The organism is Brevundimonas sp. GW821-FHT12C05, assembly GCF_058807475.1.
The window spans coordinates 787,128-802,215 of record NZ_JBXAQS010000001.1; the positions used below are offsets into that span (position 1 = coordinate 787,128).

Here is a 15,088-nt window from a genome sequence, read left to right on the forward strand (position 1 = left end):
TTTCCCGGCAGGGGGCGGGCAGGGCGGCGCTGGTATGTCTGGGCGGCGGTGTGAACCGTCCGCTGAGGGCGGCGGCCCCCGCCGCAAGCAGCAGGAGCCCGGCGACGAGGGCGAGACGCCGCCGGCTCAGCCGTTGACGCCCAGTTCGGGTAGCAGGCCCAGAACGATGTGACGCATGTTGGTGGTCGCGGGGGCCATGGCCTTGAGGAAGCCCAGGGTCCGGGCCGCCGCTCCGTCGAACACGAACTCGGTCTCCCCGAACGTGCAGTTGACGAACCCGGGCGGGGGGCCGCCTTCGAAGACCAGGCGCGCGTTGTTGAACTGGCAGTTGATGTAGGTGTTGCCGTCGAGCGTCTGCGCGCCGGTCAAGGTCTGATCGCGGATTTCAGCCATGGGGTGGGATTCCGGAAGGTTATTCCAGCCCGGCGGCCCGCCGCTCCTGCCAGGCCCAGAAGGTCCCGACAGCGATGGCGACGAGCACGCCGTAGCTGGCGATATTGATGACCGCGAAGAAGGCGGTCAGGGACGGTCGCAGATCGACCAGGGTCAGAAGGTGGCTCATGACGATCAGCGACTGCAGCGCGCAGACCCAGACAGGCCAGGCCCGGCGGCTCTTCCAGGCCAGGCCGATACAGACCGCCAGGAAGACGGCGTCGATGGCCATAAGGCCCCATTGGGTGCCGTGCAGCGCTCCCTTGTCCTGGACGAGCTGGGACGCGAACAGGCCGAGCATATAGGCGCCCGCCCCGACGCGTTCGGGTTCGTCGCCTTTCAGGAACGCAAACGCCGTCACCAGCACCGCGATTGCGAAGCCGATCTGCGATGCGAGGGTGTCAAACATGAAATCGCCCCCATGCCGAACGGCATGAGGGCGACTTTGCATCGAGTCTGCACAAACCGGAATGACCGGCGGCGGACATTACGCCGAATTAAACCGCGCGGAGGCGTCCGACCGGCCGTTGCTCCGGACCGGTTTCAGCCGGCTTGTCCAGAACGCCGATGGCGTAGGTGCCCCAACCGAGGCGGCGGTGGTCCTTGGCGAGCTCTTCGTGGCTGGCCACGATGGCCGAACGAGCGGCGCCGAGGGCGGCGATCGCTTCCATGGCCTTGGCCTGGGCCTCGGCGGCGGCCACCGGGGACAGGCTGAGGGCCGTGCGCGCACCGATCATCGCTTGGACGAGAGTGGTCGCCTTGGCGATGGCGGCGTCGACCGCCTGTTCAGTCGCATTCAGATCGCCGGCGACGCTGGCGATAACTTCAGCCCTATCCATAAAACCCTCCGGAACAAAAAACACAGTAACCGGGAGATTAACACGGAGCGGCGGTATTCGGTAGGACTTTGTTTGCCCTGTTTGTCAGGAGTTTGTTTACTTCTGACCGGGCCAGCGGCGTGCTGCCGTGATCGCCGCCGGGGCCGCCGCCGATCGGGGGCTGGTCGCCGGGCTTGTCCAGCGGGCCTATCGCGAGCGTCTCCAGCCCGAGCTTGCGAGCCAGGGCGGCGAGGGCCGTGTGGGTCTGGACGAGGTGGGAGCGCGCTTCCGCAAGGGCGCTGATGCTGGCCGCGGCGCCGTCGAAGACGCGCTGACCGGTCACCGCCGACAGATAGGCGTCGGCCCGGGCGGCCGGCAGAGCCGCCGCCAGGAAGGCGGTTTCCGTGAGCGCCTGATCGATCGCGGTTTCAGCGGCGTAAAGGCGGGTGGCGAGGGCTTCGCCGATGGATTGTCTGGACATGATGATTCTCTCCGTGACCGCGTGTCACGAGGGCGAATCAATCATAAGATGTTAACCATGACAACTAAAGGTCGTGTTGCGCCACCAGAAAGTGTGCGCTCAGCGACGCGATGGGCTGGGTCTCATCGTCCTGCCAGGCTTCGGCCTGGACGTGGGCCACCCGGCGGCCGGCCTTGCTGATGCGGGCGCGGGCGTGAACGTCCTGCGGCCGGCCCGAGCGCAGATAGGTGACGCTGACGTTGATCGGCCGGGGCAGTTCGAGGCGCGGATACAGCACCGCGACCTGGGCCACGGCGGTCAGCTCCAGCATTGCGGCCGTCGATCCGCCATGCAGCGCGGGCAGGACGGGGTTGCCGATCAGCTTGTCCGCGAAGGGCATGGTGACGGTCAGCAGATCGCCGTCGCGCAGCGTGAGCAGACCCAGGAAGCGGGCGTAGGGCAGGGTGGTCAGCAGGTCGCTCATGCGCCCGTCTCCCGGCGCGGCTTGAGATTGGCTCCGGCCTTGCGCGCGTCGCCGGCGGTCAGGATGTAGGCCGACTGGGCCGCCGCCACGGGATCCTCGGGATCGTCCTCGAAGGCCCAGGCGCGGACGAAGGCGATGGAGCGGGTCAGGCGGAAGCAGCGGGCCTCGGCGATCAGGCCGGCCCGGGGGCGGGCCGCGCGCATATAGTCGACGCGCAGGTCGAGGGTGGCGATCGGCTCGAACCGGTCCAGGGCGACCCAGACCGCCATGCCTCCCGCATGGTCGAGCAGGGCGGTGACCAGGCCCCCGGCCAGAACTTCGGTGTCCGGATCGCCGACCAGATCCTCGCGCCACGGGACCTTGAGGCGGACCCGGTCGCCCACGACGCCGTCATAGGCGAAGCCGAGCGCATGGGTGTGGGCGGACGCCGAGGCGAGCTGGGGCAGGATGGCGGCGAGGGGCGAAGCGGACATGGTCCAGCTATCTGCGGCTTCGGCGGTCGAGTGCAAGCGCTGCGCGCGGGTCTGATGCGATCAGACGCCGGATCAGGCGACCGAGCGGGCTCCGGCGGCGGGCGCGGCCTCGGCCATGGCGATCTCGGCCGCCTGTTCCAGCGCGGCGTTCATGGCCATGCGCAGGCGTTCCGGCTTGATCGGCTTTTCGACCACGGCGGCCATGCCGATGGAGAGGTAGCGGCGCGCGTCCTCCGGATCGGCGTTGGCGGTGAGGGCGACGATCGGGATCTGGCTGACGGGTCCGTCGAGCGCGCGGATGGCCTGGGTCGCCTGGACGCCGTCCATGCGCGGCATCTTGATGTCCATCAGCACCAGGTCGAAGCGGCGCTCCTGCACGGCCTCGACCGCCTCGACGCCGTCTTCGGCGGTTTCGGAGGTGCAGCCGAACATCTCGCACAGCGCCTGGGCGACGACGCGGTTGGTGGCGTTGTCGTCGACGATCAGGATGTGCGGGCTGTCCTGCAGGTCCAGATCGGTCAGGTTCTCGACGTTCGAGGCGCGCGCGGTCTCCAGTTCGGCCCGTTCGACGTCCAGGTCGAAGGCGAAGGTGGCGCCGCGGCCCGGATTGTTCTCGGCCCAGATGCGGCCGTCCATGCGGTCGACGATCTGGCGGCAGATCGACAGGCCCAGACCGGCCCCGTCAGGGCCGGAGCCGTGTACGAAGGGTTCGAAGATCAGGTCCACGCGGTCAGCGTCCACGCCCGGGCCGTCGTCACGCACGCGCGCTTCCATGTGGATGCGGTCGCCTTGCGCCGTCGCCTTCAGCCCCGCCTCGACGACGCCGTTGCGGGCGAATTTCAGGGCGTTGCCGATCAGGTTGTTGAACACCTGCTTCATGCGCATGGCGTCGATGACGGCGGCCAGCTCGGTGTCGCCCTCGTAGCTGACCATCAGGGTGACGTTGTCCTGCGAGGCGCGCGGCGCCCACATGGCCTCGACGTCGTCCATCAGGGCCCGCAGCGGAGTGGCCTCGGCGTTCAGTTCCAGCTCGCCGGCCTCGGCGCGCGACAGATCCAGTGCGTCCTGGAGGATGCGCAGCAGGGTCTCGGACGATTCCACGATGGTCGAGACGTGGGCCTGGGCCTGGGCGTTCAGCGGTTGACGGCGCAGCAGCTCGGCCACGGCCAGGACGCCGTTCATCGGCGTACGCAGTTCGTGGCTCATGATGGCCAGGAACTGGCTCTTGGCGCGGGCGGACATCAGCGCCTGGGTCTTGGTGTCGGTCAGGACGCGGGCCTGGTCGGCCAGTTCCAGGTTCACTTCGCGCTGGCGGTCGTTCACCGCCTGCAGCAGGGACACTGCGGTCCCGACGCCGTGGTAGCGGCCGTTGCGGGTGACGATGAAGCCGCGCATCAGCGCGCCGGGGCCGCCCTTCAGCAGGGTGTCGCAGAAGGCGTCGATGCTGACGCCGGCCTCGACCACGGCGGGCTCGGGATCCATCACGTGGATGACCGGCCGCTTGGCGTACAGGGCATGACCGAAGGCGCCCGCGATTTTCAGCAGGAAGGCGTTGCGCTCGATCAGGCCGACGGGGCGATCGCCCTCGACGACGGGGATGACCAGCGTGTCGGGTTCGCGCTCAAAGCGCGCGAAGACGTCGCTGCCCGGCGTCTGAGGCCCGATGGCTTCGGCGCGTTCGGTAAGGGTTTCGATTGTCGGCATACTGGCCGGCACTCCACTGCGACCGGTGGACAATGCAGCGGAACCGTTTTCGGAAGGGTTAAGATGGAACCCGCCGTTTTATCGCCTTTTTTGCCCCGTCGCCGGGGCTGGTGTAGAAGGCCGGTCCGCCGAATTCAGGCCCCATCCCCTTGTCCATGCGCGCGGCCGACCGGCCGACCGCAGGTTTGTCATGAGCGAATTGTCCCAAGACGCTGAAAAACGCGCTGAAAAGTCGGCCCTTGTTCTCTTCTCCGGGGGGCAGGACAGCGCCACCTGCCTGGCCTGGGCGCTGGAGCGGTTCGACCGGGTCGAGACGGTGGGCTTTGACTACGGCCAGCGGCATGCGGTGGAGATGGACGCACGCCTGAATGTGCGCGACGGCATGGTGAAGGTGCTGCCGCAATGGGCCGCCCGTCTGGGCCCGGACCATGTCGTCGACCTGACCGGCTACGGCAAGATCGCCGAGAGCGCCCTGACCGCCGAGCGGGCGATCGAGATGGACGCGCGCGGCCTGCCCACCACCTTCGTCCCGGGTCGCAATCTGGTCTTCCTGACCTGCGCGGCGGCCCTGGCCGACCGGCGCGGGCTGGACGTCCTGGTCGGCGGGATGTGCGAGACCGACTTCTCGGGCTATCCGGACTGCCGCCGCGACACCATCGAGGCGATGGCGCGGGCGCTCAGCCTGGGGCTGGACAAGCCGGTGGTGATCGACACCCCGCTGATGGCCCTGACCAAGGCCGAGACCTGGGCGCTGGCCGACCGGATCGGGGGCGCGCCGCTGGTCGAGCTGATCGTCGAGGCGTCGCACACCTGCTATCGCGGCGACCGCGAGCATCGGCACGCCTGGGGCTACGGCTGCGGCGACTGCCCGGCCTGCGACCTGCGCGGCGCGGGCTATCAGGCGTGGATCGCGTCGTGACCTACGCGGCTAAGGAAATCTTCCTGACGGTGCAGGGGGAGGGCGGCCAGGCCGGCCGTCCTGCGGTCTTCCTGCGCTTCGCCGGCTGCAATCTGTGGAACGGGCTGGAGCGCGACCGCGCCACGGCCGTCTGCACCTTCTGCGACACCGATTTCGTCGGGACGGACGGCGACGGCGGGGGCAAGTTCGCCACGGCCGACCTGCTGGCCGATCACGTCGCGTCGATGTGGCGAGGCCGCGAAGAGGATCCCCGGCTGGTCGTCTGCACCGGCGGCGAACCCCTGCTGCAGTTGGACGCGCCCCTGATCGAGGCCCTGCACGCGCGTGGCTTCGAAATCGCCATCGAGAGCAACGGCACGCTGGAGGCGCCCGCCGGGATCGACTGGGTCTGCATCAGCCCCAAGGCCGATGCGCCCGTGCTCCAGACCTCGGGACAGGAGCTGAAACTGGTCTTCCCGCAAGCGAAGGCCATGCCCGACCGTTTCGAGGACCTCGATTTCGAGCGCTTCTGGCTGCAGCCCATGGACGGCCCCGACCAGGCCGCCAACACGGCGGCGGCCATCGAATACTGCCTGACGCACCCCAAATGGCGGCTCAGCGTCCAGACCCACAAATACATCGGCGTCCGCTAATGCCCGTCTTCGAGATCACCAAACAGGCCACCTTCGACGCGGCCCACCACTTCCCCAACGAACCCGAGGGCAGCATCTATCGCCGCGTCCACGGTCATTCGTTCACGGTCGAGGCCACGGTCCGCTCCGAGGTGCTGGACCCCGAACATGGCTGGGTCGCCGACCTGGGCGCCCTGGACCGCGCCCTGAAGGTCGCCGCCGAGACGCTGGATCACGGCATGCTCAACGAGCATGAGGGGTTGGAACTGCCGTCGCTGGAGAACCTGTGCCTGTGGTTCGCCGGCCAGCTGAAGCCGGAGTGGCCAGGTCTGTGCCGCATCCAGGTGGCGCGCCCGACCATCAACGAGCGCTGCGTCCTGAGCCTGTGACGCGGATCCGCGACGCCCGGGACGGCGACGCCGAGGCGATGGCCCAGGTCTATGATCGCGCGGTTCGCATGATCGGCTCTGCGGACTATTCCGCCGCCCAGATCGCCGTCTGGATCGGGCAGGGGGCAAGGGCCGAACGGTTCCGCGCCCGACTGGGCGACGGTCGTCGCTGCTGGGTCGCCGTCGATGCGGCGGACAGGGTGCAGGCCTTCATCGATCTGGAGGCCGACGGCCACATCGACTTCCTCTATGCGGCGCCGGAAGTCGCGGGTACGGGCGTTGCGGGGCGGCTGCTGGATGTGCTGGAGGCCCAGGCCCGGTCGGCCGGCATGTCACGGCTCTACGTCGAGGCCAGCGAAGCCGCGCGGCGGTTCTTTCTGAAGCGGAACTATGTCGAGACGGCGCGCCGCGACTTCGAAATCGATGGCGTCGCCATCCACAACTACGCCATGGAGCGGCAGCTGTCCTAGCAGGACTTGCCCTGCTGCTGGCGACGTTCGCAGCGGCGCTGTTCGCGCTCCCACTGGCGTTGTTCGCGCTCGCGCTTGGCCCGGCTTTCCTCGTCCGAGGTGGTGACGGCGTCCACGCCGGCTCCGACCACGGAGGCGCCGGCGCCCACGACCGCCGCGCCCGCGCCGACCGCGGCGCCGACCAGGCAACCCTGAAGCATCATCGCGCCCGCAAGGACGGCGGACAGGGCGGCGGCGCGTTTGATGATCTTCATGGCGAATTCTCCCGACCCGGCAAGGTTAACCCGCGATTGGTGAATACAGTCTGACGCAGAGTGCGGCTGGAAATGCGGCGGGTCGTTGATGCGCGGGCCATCAGGCCCTAGAAGGCCGCCTTCGCCATGCGCGACGGGCGGCTAGCTCAGCTGGTCAGAGCACCTCGTTTACACCGAGGGGGTCGGGGGTTCGAACCCCTCGCCGCCCACCACTTCCCCCCTGACGAAACCTGACGTCGGGCGAATGAAGCCCGGATTCGTCTTGGTGTCTTCAAAGAGGGCTGTTCATGATCGCGGCATGATCACGCGCCGCACCCTCGGACTCTCCTTCGCCGCCCTCGGGGTCACCGCCTCATCGGCGCTGGCCCGCAGCAGTTCCATCGCGGTTCCGATCACCGTCGGCGAACGCGTCCTGATGGACGTCAGTCTGAACGGAGAGGGGCCTTTCCCCTTTGCTCTGGATACGGGCGCCGTGGTGTCGGGGGTGAAGCTGGCCCTCGCTGAACGTCTGCGGCTGCCTATCCTTCGACAGGTGCGCCTGAACGGCGTGAACTTCCCCCTCCATTCCGTGTCGGAAATGGTGTTGGGCGGGACAGTGCGGCAGGAGAACGCGGCGCTGTTCGGCTTGCCGGGGGAGCGTCTCGGCGCTGAGGGGCTGTTGGCGGCCGGGCTGCTGACGACCTACGACAGCGAGCTGGATTTCGAGCGCCGCGAATGGCGGGTGCATCCCGAGGGTGGGCCGGACCGGACCGGGTTCGAGCGCCTGCCGTCCGAATTGAGAGCGCGAGGGCCCGGGTCGGAACGACCGTTCGCGGACGTGGTTCTGGATGGCGAGACCCTCAGGCCGCTTTGGGACACGGGCGCGCCACGAGCCCTCTCGCTGCCCTATCGGGTCGGTCGCCAGCTTGGGCTGTGGCGGGATGACCGGCCCTTCGGTTCAGTGCTGGTGACCGGGATTCAAGGGGCGTCCGACCAACCGGGCCGCATCGTGCGCGCCGGTCGGCTGACCGTCGGCGCGTCCGTCTATGAGAACCCCCTGGTGCTGGTTCGACCCGAGGGCCATCCGGCGGACGAGATTTTTCTGGGCCTTCCCATTCTGCGCACGCTCAATCTCTCGCTGGACCGGTCCGAGCGGTCCGTCTGGGTGCGCCGCAATGGCCTCGAACCGGGACCGGACCCGCGCTACGGCCCCTCCGGCGTCTGGCTGGAAGCTGCGGCCGGCGGTGTTCGCGTGGCTTCGGTCAGCCCCCAAAGTCCGGCCGCCGAGGCCGGCGTGCTGGTCGGCGACATGGTGCAGGGGGCAGGCGGGCTGCGCGGCGCCATCGACCGGCTGGGCGGTCTCGCGGGCGCGCAGCGCGAGCTCATCGTGCGCCGCGGCGGCGAAACCCTGACGCTGCGCTTCATCCTCGCCGACTACCTGTGAGCGGAATCGAAAAGGGCCGCCGGTTCCCCGGCGGCCCTTCGATCTTGACGCCTGACCGATCCTAGAACCGGAAGCTGGCCCGCAGGAACAGCATGTAGCGCACGTAGTTGTCGAGCATTTCGGCGTCGGCGCTGACCGACAGCATGCCCAGTTCGTTGCCGACGTTCAGGCGGAAGCCGACGATCGGGCCGCCGCCCTCGATGGTGTCCGGCGACAGGGTGAAGTCCGGACCGCCCGAGCGGAAGCGAGCGATGGTTTCGCCCGGATCGACCGAGATGTTCTGACGCCAGCCGAGGCGCAGTTCCGGCTTCAGCCAGCTGTTCTGGCCCATCGACATGGCGATGTTGATCGCGGCGGTGGCCGAGAACAGGTGGCCGTCGCGGTCGTCGATCTCGAGATCGAAGCCGTCGCCGCCGCCATCCTCGACGTGGCCGTCCTCGCTGAGCGAGAAGTACTCGGCGTAGATTTCGGGACGAACGCTGAAGCGGCCGAAGCTGCGCTCATAGGAGGCGCCGCCGGCGGCGGACAGCGTCAGGCCGTTCCAGTCGGAGGTGTTGGTCAGGTTCAGGCCGGCGCCGACGAAGCGGCGCTCGGACTCGAAGGTCGCATAGCCGGCGGCCGCGCGGGCCCAGGTGGTCCAGTACTGGCCTTGGGCGCGCCAGTAGAGGCCCAACTCCAGCAGGTTGGCCGACAGGACCTCCTCGGCCTCGGACTCGGGGTCCTCGAGGTCCGACGAGGTGAAGGCGACCGACAGGCCGACCGCGCCCAGGCCCGTGCCGCGCTCGACGCCCCCGGCGACGCCGAAGCCTTCCGAGCGGAAGCCGTAGGAGTCGGTCTTTTCCTTGTCGGCGTAGAAGTTGATCTCCTGCACCCAGGCGCTGGTCTCGCCCGGCGCGGCCGAGGCGTTGCGGCCGGTCAGGGCGCGGGTCACGGCATCGACGCCGGAAGCCAGCGACACCAGCGGCCCGCCCGAGTGATCGGGCAGCAGCTGTTCGTACAGGTTGATGAAGTCGTCGCGCGACAGCTGGGCCAGGAAGGCGTTGCGCATGTCGGTGTCACGGCTCAGCGAGCTGTAGAAGGCGTCGTACATGGACGCCTCGACCGAGATCAGGCCGGCTTCCTGGGTGGTGCGCTGGCGCACGTCGGCGAAGATGACGCCATTGGCGGCGTCCACGCCGCCCTGAACCACATACAGATAGGGCGAGTTCTTCTCGAACGAAGCCATGTCCAGCTGGCCGACGTTCAACGTGCCGGCGTCGATCAGGTTGAACCGGCTCGGGGCGGTCAGCAACGACTCAAAGCGCACGCCCAGGCCCGCGCCTGTGGCCAGGTTGGCCGTGCCGGTCACGTTGAAGCCGCCGCCGGTGTTGTTGGCCGGATCCACCGTGACGATCAGGTCGCCGTTGGCGCCGACGTTCAGGTCGGTGATCGTCTGGATGCCCGTCTGCCGGGCGTCCAGGGTGCCGTTGGTGACGTTGATGGTCAGGGCGCCGTCGCTGTCACGCACCGCGCCGCGGACCACGGCTCCGCCGGTGATGTCCAACCGGTCGGCGCCGGCGCCGAACGACATGTCGCCGATCACCGTGCCGTTGCGGATGTCCATCAGGTCGGCGCCCGAGCCGAATTTGATGTCGCCGAAGATGACCGGCTCGTTGGCGTTGGTGACGCCGTCGCCGTCGGTGTCCGGGTCGGAGGCTGTCGGCGTGCTGGTCACGCCGTTCTGGATCAGGGTGACGCCGGTGGTGTTGGCCGACACGTCGATGGCGACGTTCTTGCCCGTGATGGGGTCGCCGTCTTCATTGGGGCTGATGTTGGACTGGATGGACTTGGTGTTGGTGATCGACGTCAGCGTGCCGCTCAGGTCGAGCAGGGCGGTGGTGTCCGACACCCCGCCGCCGGCCGAGGCCAAAACGGTGCCGCTGTTGACGAAGCTGGTCACGTTGGCGCCGGCTTCGATCCGGATCCCCGTGGCCTGCGAATGGGTGTCCTCGCCCGCCACGGCCGCGGTGATGTTGCCGGTATTGATGATCGTCGGCGTGGTCGTGCCCTGGCCGATGCGGATCGCGGTGGCGTCGGCTTCGACGCCCAGGGCGGCGATGGTGCCCTCGTTGCGGATGCCGCCGGCGATGGTGACGGTCTGGCCGGCGTTGCCGCCGGTCTCAACGGCGGTCGCGTCGAAGCCCTTGTACAGGCCCTGGGCGGTGACCTGGCCGCGGTTGATGAAGCCGTAAGCCGAATCGCCCGTGCCCGCGACGCCCAGATTGACCGATTGGGTGGCGGAACCGATCTGGATCCCCGGCGCCGAGCCGAAGCTGTTGATGGTCGCCGTCCCTTCGTTCGCGTCGGGCACGCCGTCGCCGTCGCGGTCGGCGTCGTCGCGGTTCTTGACGCCGTCGCCGTCGTCGTCCTCGTCTCCGTTCTTGACGCCGTCGTTGTCGTCGTCGCCCTCGATGCCGGCGGCGGAATAGGCGGGCCCCCGGTCCAGGATCACCCCGGCTCCGACGTTGGCGCCGATCCGCACGGCAGGCCCGCCAACCAGCAGGTCATCGGGGTCCAACTCGTCCAGGAATACGATGTCGTCGTCGTTCTCGGGCGTTTCAACATAGCCTTCCGGCCGAGTGGGGATGGTGCCGGTGTAGCGGAAACCGCTGGCGGTGATCGTGCCGCTGATCGCTACGCGCCCGCCAACGGCGCCGTCGACCGCCACGCCGACCGAGTTTTCGCCGCGTACGCTGATGCTGCCGGTCACCTCGACATCGCCGCTGACCGCGCCGGTCGTATGGATGCCATAGCTGTTGTTGCCGACGACGTTGATCGTGCCGAGGGATTCCAGGTGGCCCGTCAGCGGGGCCTCAACTGAAATGCCTGCCGAGTTGTTGCCGTCGACCGTGATCCTGCCGCCGCTTTCCACGCGGATGTTGCCGACCACGGGGGCGGCGCCGACCACCCGAATGCCATATCGGTCCGAACCGTTGGCCCAGGGGCCGTCGATGTCGCCGTCATTGTCGGTATCGGTGTCGGTCTCGCTGGTGATGTCGTCGTTGACGGTGATGGTGCCGCTGAGGGTGATGTTGGCCGTATTGCCCCCGTTCACCAGCAGCCCGGTCGAACCGCTCGCCGAGTTGAGAAGCGAAATCTGGCCGCCGGTGTCGATGGTGACGTTGTGGCTGGAATCAACGGCAACGCCGACGCCGCTGGTCACAAGAATCGTGCCGCCGTTTGAGATGCGAATGGTGTCCGGCCCGGTACCCGTGGCGGTGGACGTGGTGATCGGCGTCGTGCGCGTGGTGGAGACCACCACCTCGGCCATGGCGCCCGAAGCCACCAGTAGGGGAGCGATCGCCACCGCGGTCGCGAGTAGAATACGCATTCGAGAGAAACCCCTGTGGACGACACGCCAGAGACGCCAGCGATCCTCTAACAGGGACCGTGCCAGCCTGCCTCAAGTTTCTCGAATTTGAGGCGAATGCAAGGCCGAAGCCTCGGCGGGCCGCCGTTTCGGAAGCGGGGCTATTGCCATTTCTGAGATCAAAGTGATATCAGTTTCATATTGATTCAGGAGAGGGCCTATGACCACCACCCATTCGAAGTCCACGGAACGCCCCGCGTCCACCGCCAACGGGGTGCTGATGTTGCTGATCGGCCTGCTGTTGATGATCGGCGGGCCCGCGAGCATCGCGCTGGACCCGGACAATATCGCGTTGGTGGTCAGCGGCGTCCTGGCGGCCGTTGTCGGCCTGCTGCTGCTCTGTGGCCTGTACTCGCTGCAGCCGAACGAGGGCGTGGCGATCCTGCTGTTCGGCGAATATCGCGGCACCGACCGCAAGACCGGCCTGCGCTGGGTCCTGCCCTGGTACAGCCGCAAGAAGATCAGCCTGCGCGTCCGCAACCTGACCAGCGACAAGCTGAAGGTGAACGACAAGCGCGGCAGCCCGATCGAGATCGCGGCCAACGTCGTCTGGCGCGTCGAGGATTCGGCCCAGGCGCTGTTCGATGTCGATGACTATCAGGCCTTCGTGAACATCCAGGTCGACACCGCCCTGCGCGACATCACCTCGCACTACGCCTACGACCACGGCGAAGAGGATGCGGCGCCGGAAATGACCCTGCGCTCGGACGCCGAGGACGTGGCCGCCCGCCTGCGCGATGAACTGGTCGAACGGGTCAAGGTGGCGGGGGTCGCCATCGACGAGGCGCGGCTGGCCCACCTGGCCTATGCGCCGGAAATCGCCGGAGCCATGCTGAAACGCCAGCAGGCCGAGGCCGTCCTGGCCGCCCGCCGCCTGATCGTGAAGGGCGCCGTGGGCATGGTCGAGGCCGCCCTGACCGACCTGGGCGAACGCGGCGTGGTCGACCTGGACGAGGACCGCAAGGCGGCCATGGTCTCGAACCTGCTGGTGGTGCTGTGCGCCGACCGCGAGGCGCAGCCCGTGGTCAACACTGGCACGCTTTACGGCTGATCATGGCGGGCAAGCCCAGGAAACCCTTCCTGATGCGCACGTCCCCGGGCGTGATGGCGGCGGTCGAGAAATTGGCCGCCGCCGAGTTGCGTTCCGTCAACGCCCAGGTCGAGGTGCTGTTGCGCGAAGCCCTCGCCAGACGAGGTGTTCCGACCGCGGACGATCGCTCTTCTGACGACGGCGCTTGAGCTTGATCGCGACCGGCGCTACGGCCCCGTCATGGTGAAGTCGCATATGTCCCGGGTCCGCAAGGCCCGCCGCATCCAGAAGCGGGTCAAGCGCGTTGGTGCGTCCAATGTGAGCGCGGCGGAGCAGGAACTGATGAGTCTGGCGGGTCTGGAGGTCCAGGAGGGCGAATTGCGCCTGATCCCGGGCTGGGACGAGGAAGTCTCCGACACCCTCAAGGCCACCAAGCTGGCGGGCGAGGACGAGCGCCCGCGCTTCGTCGACACCACCATGCTGTACGCGCCCAAGTCGGGCGGGGTGAAGCGCTACCTGCTGTCCAAGAAGGCCTGGCTGGAGGCCAATCGCCCGGGCGTCGCCCACTCGCTGGTCGTGCCGGGCGCGCACCACAGGGCGGGCGACGACGGGATCATCCAACTTCATGCGACGAAACTGCCGTTCGGCGACGGCTACCGCTGGCCGACCTCGGTGCGCCGCTGGGCGGCCTGGGTCGCGTCGCTGAACCCCTCGCTCATCGAGGCGGGCGATCCCTATACGCCGGGGCAGGGCGCCCTGGAGGCCGGCCAGCGCGCCGGCTGTCCGGTCGTCGGTTTCTGTCACTCGGACCCCGCCGGCCTGGCCGCGCTCCACTTCGGCGAATGGGCCAAGAAGCCGGTCGAGAAGCGCTGGGCCCGCCTGTTCGGCCAGTTCGACCGCGTCGTCTCGCCCAGCCGTTACATCGCGCGTCGTCTGGAAGAGGCGGGCATCCGCGATATCGTGATCCAGCCTCTGGGCGTCGAGATCGACACCTTCCGCCCGGATCGTCGCGACCGCGACTGGCTGCTGAAGAAGCTGAACCTGCCGGCCTCGGCCCGCCTGCTGTGCTTCGCGGGCCGTCCGGCGCGCGAGAAGAACATCGATGTCCTGATCGAGGCGGTCCAGAAGCTGGGCGACCCCTACCATCTCGTGCTGGTCGGCGCGGGGCAGGGGCTGCCCGCCGAGGACCGGGTCATCTCCCTGCCGTACGAGGCCAATCCCAAGGCGGTGGCCAAGATCATCGCCTCCTGCGACGCCTTCGTGCACGCCAACGACAAGGAGCCTTTCGGCCTGATCGTGCTGGAGGCCATGGCCTGCGGCCGTCCGGTGGTCGGGGTCGACGCCGGCGGGGTCAAGGAAACCGTCGACAACTCGGTCGGTCAGCTGGCCAAGGCCGCCGAGCCCGGCGTCTACGCCCAGGCCATCGAGGCCCTGTTCGCGCGCGACATCGAGGCCCTGGGCGCCGCCGCCCGCCAGAGGGCGGTCGAGCGCTTCGCCTGGAATCGGGTGTTCGAGGACCTGTGCATGACCTACGCCGACGTCAGCGGAAAGCGCGCCTTCATCGAACCGGCCGGCGACTGGGCCGAGCACTAGATCTCGACAGGAACTTCGGCCGCGAGCAGTCTCCCGACAAACGGGGGAACACCATGAAACGCCTGCTGCTCGCCGCCGCGCTGTCGCTGCTGACCGCCACCTCGGCCATGGCCCAGACGGTCTATATCGTCCGCCACGCCGAGAAGGCCGACCAGAACGCCGATCCGGTGCTGTCGGCGGCGGGAACGGAGCGGGCCGGGGCGCTCGCCGCCGCGCTCGTCGACGCCCATCCGGATCTGATTCTGGTCACCCCTCTGCAGCGCACCGCCCTGACCGCCGCCCCGACCGCGGCGCATCACGGCGCGACGCCGGTCGTCGTGCCGCTGGACGGCGGGACACAGGGCCACGTCGCCGCCGTCGTGGCCCGGGTCCGCGCCCAGCCCGCCGACGCGGTCGTCCTGATCGTGGGCCACAGCAACACCGTGCCGCTGATCGCCAGGGCGCTGGGTTACGCCGAGGCGGCGGACATGCCCGACTGCGAGTATGACCGCCTGACCCTGCTGCACCTGATGGGCGAGCACGTTCACGGAGAGGTCAGCCGCTACGGCGCTGCTTCGACCTGCTGACGGAATAGTTTCCGGGTAATATTGACGGACGCATTATTGTCCGGGTAAAACGC

General features: G+C 68.3%; 18 protein-coding genes and 1 tRNA gene. 10 read left to right on the forward strand and 9 right to left on the reverse strand.

Going from position 1 to position 15,088, the window contains the following annotated elements; all coding sequences use genetic code 11:
• Window positions 1-126: 126 nt before the first annotated feature.
• From AC1RRF_RS03655 to AC1RRF_RS03685, 7 genes are all read right to left on the reverse strand, one after another.
• Window positions 127-393 (reverse strand): hypothetical protein, encoded by a 267-nt coding sequence (locus AC1RRF_RS03655; protein ID WP_492832901.1) that lies wholly within the window; start codon window positions 391-393, stop codon window positions 127-129.
• A gap of 19 nt (window positions 394-412) precedes the next feature.
• The gene (locus AC1RRF_RS03660) at window positions 413-841 is read right to left on the reverse strand and encodes a hypothetical protein (RefSeq protein WP_492832903.1); all 429 of its coding nucleotides are present in this window, start codon (window positions 839-841) and stop codon (window positions 413-415) included.
• Between the two features lie 88 nt (window positions 842-929).
• Complete coding sequence (locus AC1RRF_RS03665) at window positions 930-1,271, reverse strand: hypothetical protein (protein WP_492832905.1); 342 nt, start codon at window positions 1,269-1,271, stop codon at window positions 930-932.
• Between the two features lie 37 nt (window positions 1,272-1,308).
• Entirely contained in the window at window positions 1,309-1,731 is a 423-nt protein-coding gene (locus AC1RRF_RS03670) for a hypothetical protein (RefSeq protein ID WP_492832907.1), read from the reverse strand.
• 64 nt (window positions 1,732-1,795) lie between these two features.
• Window positions 1,796-2,194 (reverse strand): PaaI family thioesterase, encoded by a 399-nt coding sequence (locus tag AC1RRF_RS03675; protein WP_492832909.1) that lies wholly within the window; start codon window positions 2,192-2,194, stop codon window positions 1,796-1,798.
• Window positions 2,191-2,667 carry a PaaI family thioesterase gene (locus AC1RRF_RS03680; protein ID WP_492832911.1) on the reverse strand — a complete coding sequence of 159 codons (477 nt, stop codon included), beginning with the start codon at window positions 2,665-2,667 and terminating at the stop codon, window positions 2,191-2,193. Before AC1RRF_RS03680 ends, AC1RRF_RS03675 begins: the two co-directional genes overlap by 4 nt.
• Window positions 2,668-2,739: 72 nt before the next feature.
• Complete coding sequence (locus AC1RRF_RS03685) at window positions 2,740-4,371, reverse strand: response regulator (protein ID WP_492832913.1); 1,632 nt, start codon at window positions 4,369-4,371, stop codon at window positions 2,740-2,742.
• A 190-nt stretch (window positions 4,372-4,561) separates the two neighbouring features.
• Between AC1RRF_RS03685 and queC the strand changes: the two genes are divergently transcribed.
• The 4 genes from queC to AC1RRF_RS03705 are packed head-to-tail and all read left to right on the forward strand — an operon-like array spanning window position 4,562 to window position 6,760.
• Window positions 4,562-5,290: a 7-cyano-7-deazaguanine synthase QueC gene (queC, locus tag AC1RRF_RS03690; RefSeq protein WP_492832915.1), complete on the forward strand. Its 729-nt coding sequence runs from the start codon at window positions 4,562-4,564 to the stop codon at window positions 5,288-5,290.
• Complete coding sequence (gene queE, locus AC1RRF_RS03695; RefSeq protein ID WP_492832917.1) at window positions 5,287-5,922, forward strand: 7-carboxy-7-deazaguanine synthase; 636 nt, start codon at window positions 5,287-5,289, stop codon at window positions 5,920-5,922. Before queC ends, queE begins: the two co-directional genes overlap by 4 nt.
• Window positions 5,922-6,290 (forward strand): 6-pyruvoyl trahydropterin synthase family protein, encoded by a 369-nt coding sequence (locus tag AC1RRF_RS03700; RefSeq protein WP_492832919.1) that lies wholly within the window; start codon window positions 5,922-5,924, stop codon window positions 6,288-6,290. Before queE ends, AC1RRF_RS03700 begins: the two co-directional genes overlap by 1 nt.
• Complete coding sequence (locus AC1RRF_RS03705) at window positions 6,287-6,760, forward strand: GNAT family N-acetyltransferase (protein ID WP_492832921.1); 474 nt, start codon at window positions 6,287-6,289, stop codon at window positions 6,758-6,760. The genes AC1RRF_RS03700 and AC1RRF_RS03705 overlap by 4 nt, the downstream gene beginning before the upstream one ends.
• Here the strand turns inward: AC1RRF_RS03705 and AC1RRF_RS03710 are convergent.
• Entirely contained in the window at window positions 6,757-7,014 is a 258-nt protein-coding gene (locus AC1RRF_RS03710; protein WP_492832923.1) for a hypothetical protein, read from the reverse strand. The two genes, AC1RRF_RS03705 and AC1RRF_RS03710, sit on opposite strands and share 4 nt — an antisense overlap.
• 135 nt (window positions 7,015-7,149) lie before the next feature.
• On the opposite strand from AC1RRF_RS03710, the gene AC1RRF_RS03715 reads away from it, so the two are divergent.
• A tRNA-Val gene (locus tag AC1RRF_RS03715) sits at window positions 7,150-7,226 on the forward strand.
• Window positions 7,227-7,312: 86 nt separating this feature from the next.
• A complete protein-coding gene (locus AC1RRF_RS03720; RefSeq protein ID WP_492832925.1) occupies window positions 7,313-8,437 on the forward strand; it encodes a pepsin/retropepsin-like aspartic protease family protein in 1,125 nt (374 codons plus the stop codon).
• A 61-nt stretch (window positions 8,438-8,498) separates the two neighbouring features.
• Here the strand turns inward: AC1RRF_RS03720 and AC1RRF_RS03725 are convergent, their stop codons facing one another.
• The gene (locus tag AC1RRF_RS03725) at window positions 8,499-11,807 is read right to left on the reverse strand and encodes an autotransporter outer membrane beta-barrel domain-containing protein (RefSeq protein WP_492832927.1); all 3,309 of its coding nucleotides are present in this window, start codon (window positions 11,805-11,807) and stop codon (window positions 8,499-8,501) included.
• 199 nt (window positions 11,808-12,006) lie between these two features.
• Here AC1RRF_RS03725 and AC1RRF_RS03730 point away from each other — a divergent pair, with 199 nt between their 5' ends.
• Genes AC1RRF_RS03730 through AC1RRF_RS03745 form a run of 4 tightly spaced genes read left to right on the forward strand, consistent with a single transcriptional unit; the run spans window position 12,007 to window position 15,035 of the window.
• Complete coding sequence (locus AC1RRF_RS03730) at window positions 12,007-12,897, forward strand: SPFH domain-containing protein (RefSeq protein WP_492832929.1); 891 nt, start codon at window positions 12,007-12,009, stop codon at window positions 12,895-12,897.
• A gap of 32 nt (window positions 12,898-12,929) precedes the next feature.
• A complete protein-coding gene (locus AC1RRF_RS03735; protein ID WP_492832931.1) occupies window positions 12,930-13,085 on the forward strand; it encodes a type II toxin-antitoxin system antitoxin in 156 nt (51 codons plus the stop codon).
• Window positions 13,086-13,131: 46 nt separating this feature from the next.
• Complete coding sequence (locus AC1RRF_RS03740; RefSeq protein WP_492832933.1) at window positions 13,132-14,469, forward strand: glycosyltransferase; 1,338 nt, start codon at window positions 13,132-13,134, stop codon at window positions 14,467-14,469.
• Between the two features lie 53 nt (window positions 14,470-14,522).
• Window positions 14,523-15,035 (forward strand): histidine phosphatase family protein, encoded by a 513-nt coding sequence (locus AC1RRF_RS03745; RefSeq protein ID WP_492832935.1) that lies wholly within the window; start codon window positions 14,523-14,525, stop codon window positions 15,033-15,035.
• Window positions 15,036-15,088: the final 53 nt, after the last annotated feature.

Bases quoted from the DNA above. Each gene is read 5' to 3' on its own strand.
- AC1RRF_RS03675 (WP_492832909.1), bottom strand. From the start codon at position 2,194: ATGAGCGACCTGCTGACCACCCTGCCCTACGCCCGCTTCCTGGGTCTG.
- AC1RRF_RS03745 (WP_492832935.1), top strand. From the start codon at position 14,523: ATGAAACGCCTGCTGCTCGCCGCCGCGCTGTCGCTGCTGACCGCCACC.
- AC1RRF_RS03740 (WP_492832933.1), top strand. From the start codon at position 13,132: ATGTCCCGGGTCCGCAAGGCCCGCCGCATCCAGAAGCGGGTCAAGCGC.
- AC1RRF_RS03665 (WP_492832905.1), bottom strand. From the start codon at position 1,271: ATGGATAGGGCTGAAGTTATCGCCAGCGTCGCCGGCGATCTGAATGCG.
- AC1RRF_RS03730 (WP_492832929.1), top strand. From the start codon at position 12,007: ATGACCACCACCCATTCGAAGTCCACGGAACGCCCCGCGTCCACCGCC.
- AC1RRF_RS03700 (WP_492832919.1), top strand. From the start codon at position 5,922: ATGCCCGTCTTCGAGATCACCAAACAGGCCACCTTCGACGCGGCCCAC.
- AC1RRF_RS03710 (WP_492832923.1), bottom strand. From the start codon at position 7,014: ATGAAGATCATCAAACGCGCCGCCGCCCTGTCCGCCGTCCTTGCGGGC.
- AC1RRF_RS03660 (WP_492832903.1), bottom strand. From the start codon at position 841: ATGTTTGACACCCTCGCATCGCAGATCGGCTTCGCAATCGCGGTGCTG.
- AC1RRF_RS03655 (WP_492832901.1), bottom strand. From the start codon at position 393: ATGGCTGAAATCCGCGATCAGACCTTGACCGGCGCGCAGACGCTCGAC.
- AC1RRF_RS03670 (WP_492832907.1), bottom strand. From the start codon at position 1,731: ATGTCCAGACAATCCATCGGCGAAGCCCTCGCCACCCGCCTTTACGCC.
- AC1RRF_RS03680 (WP_492832911.1), bottom strand. From the start codon at position 2,667: ATGTCCGCTTCGCCCCTCGCCGCCATCCTGCCCCAGCTCGCCTCGGCG.
- AC1RRF_RS03720 (WP_492832925.1), top strand. From the start codon at position 7,313: ATGATCACGCGCCGCACCCTCGGACTCTCCTTCGCCGCCCTCGGGGTC.
- AC1RRF_RS03735 (WP_492832931.1), top strand. From the start codon at position 12,930: ATGCGCACGTCCCCGGGCGTGATGGCGGCGGTCGAGAAATTGGCCGCC.
- queC (WP_492832915.1), top strand. From the start codon at position 4,562: ATGAGCGAATTGTCCCAAGACGCTGAAAAACGCGCTGAAAAGTCGGCC.
- AC1RRF_RS03725 (WP_492832927.1), bottom strand. From the start codon at position 11,807: ATGCGTATTCTACTCGCGACCGCGGTGGCGATCGCTCCCCTACTGGTG.
- AC1RRF_RS03685 (WP_492832913.1), bottom strand. From the start codon at position 4,371: ATGCCGACAATCGAAACCCTTACCGAACGCGCCGAAGCCATCGGGCCT.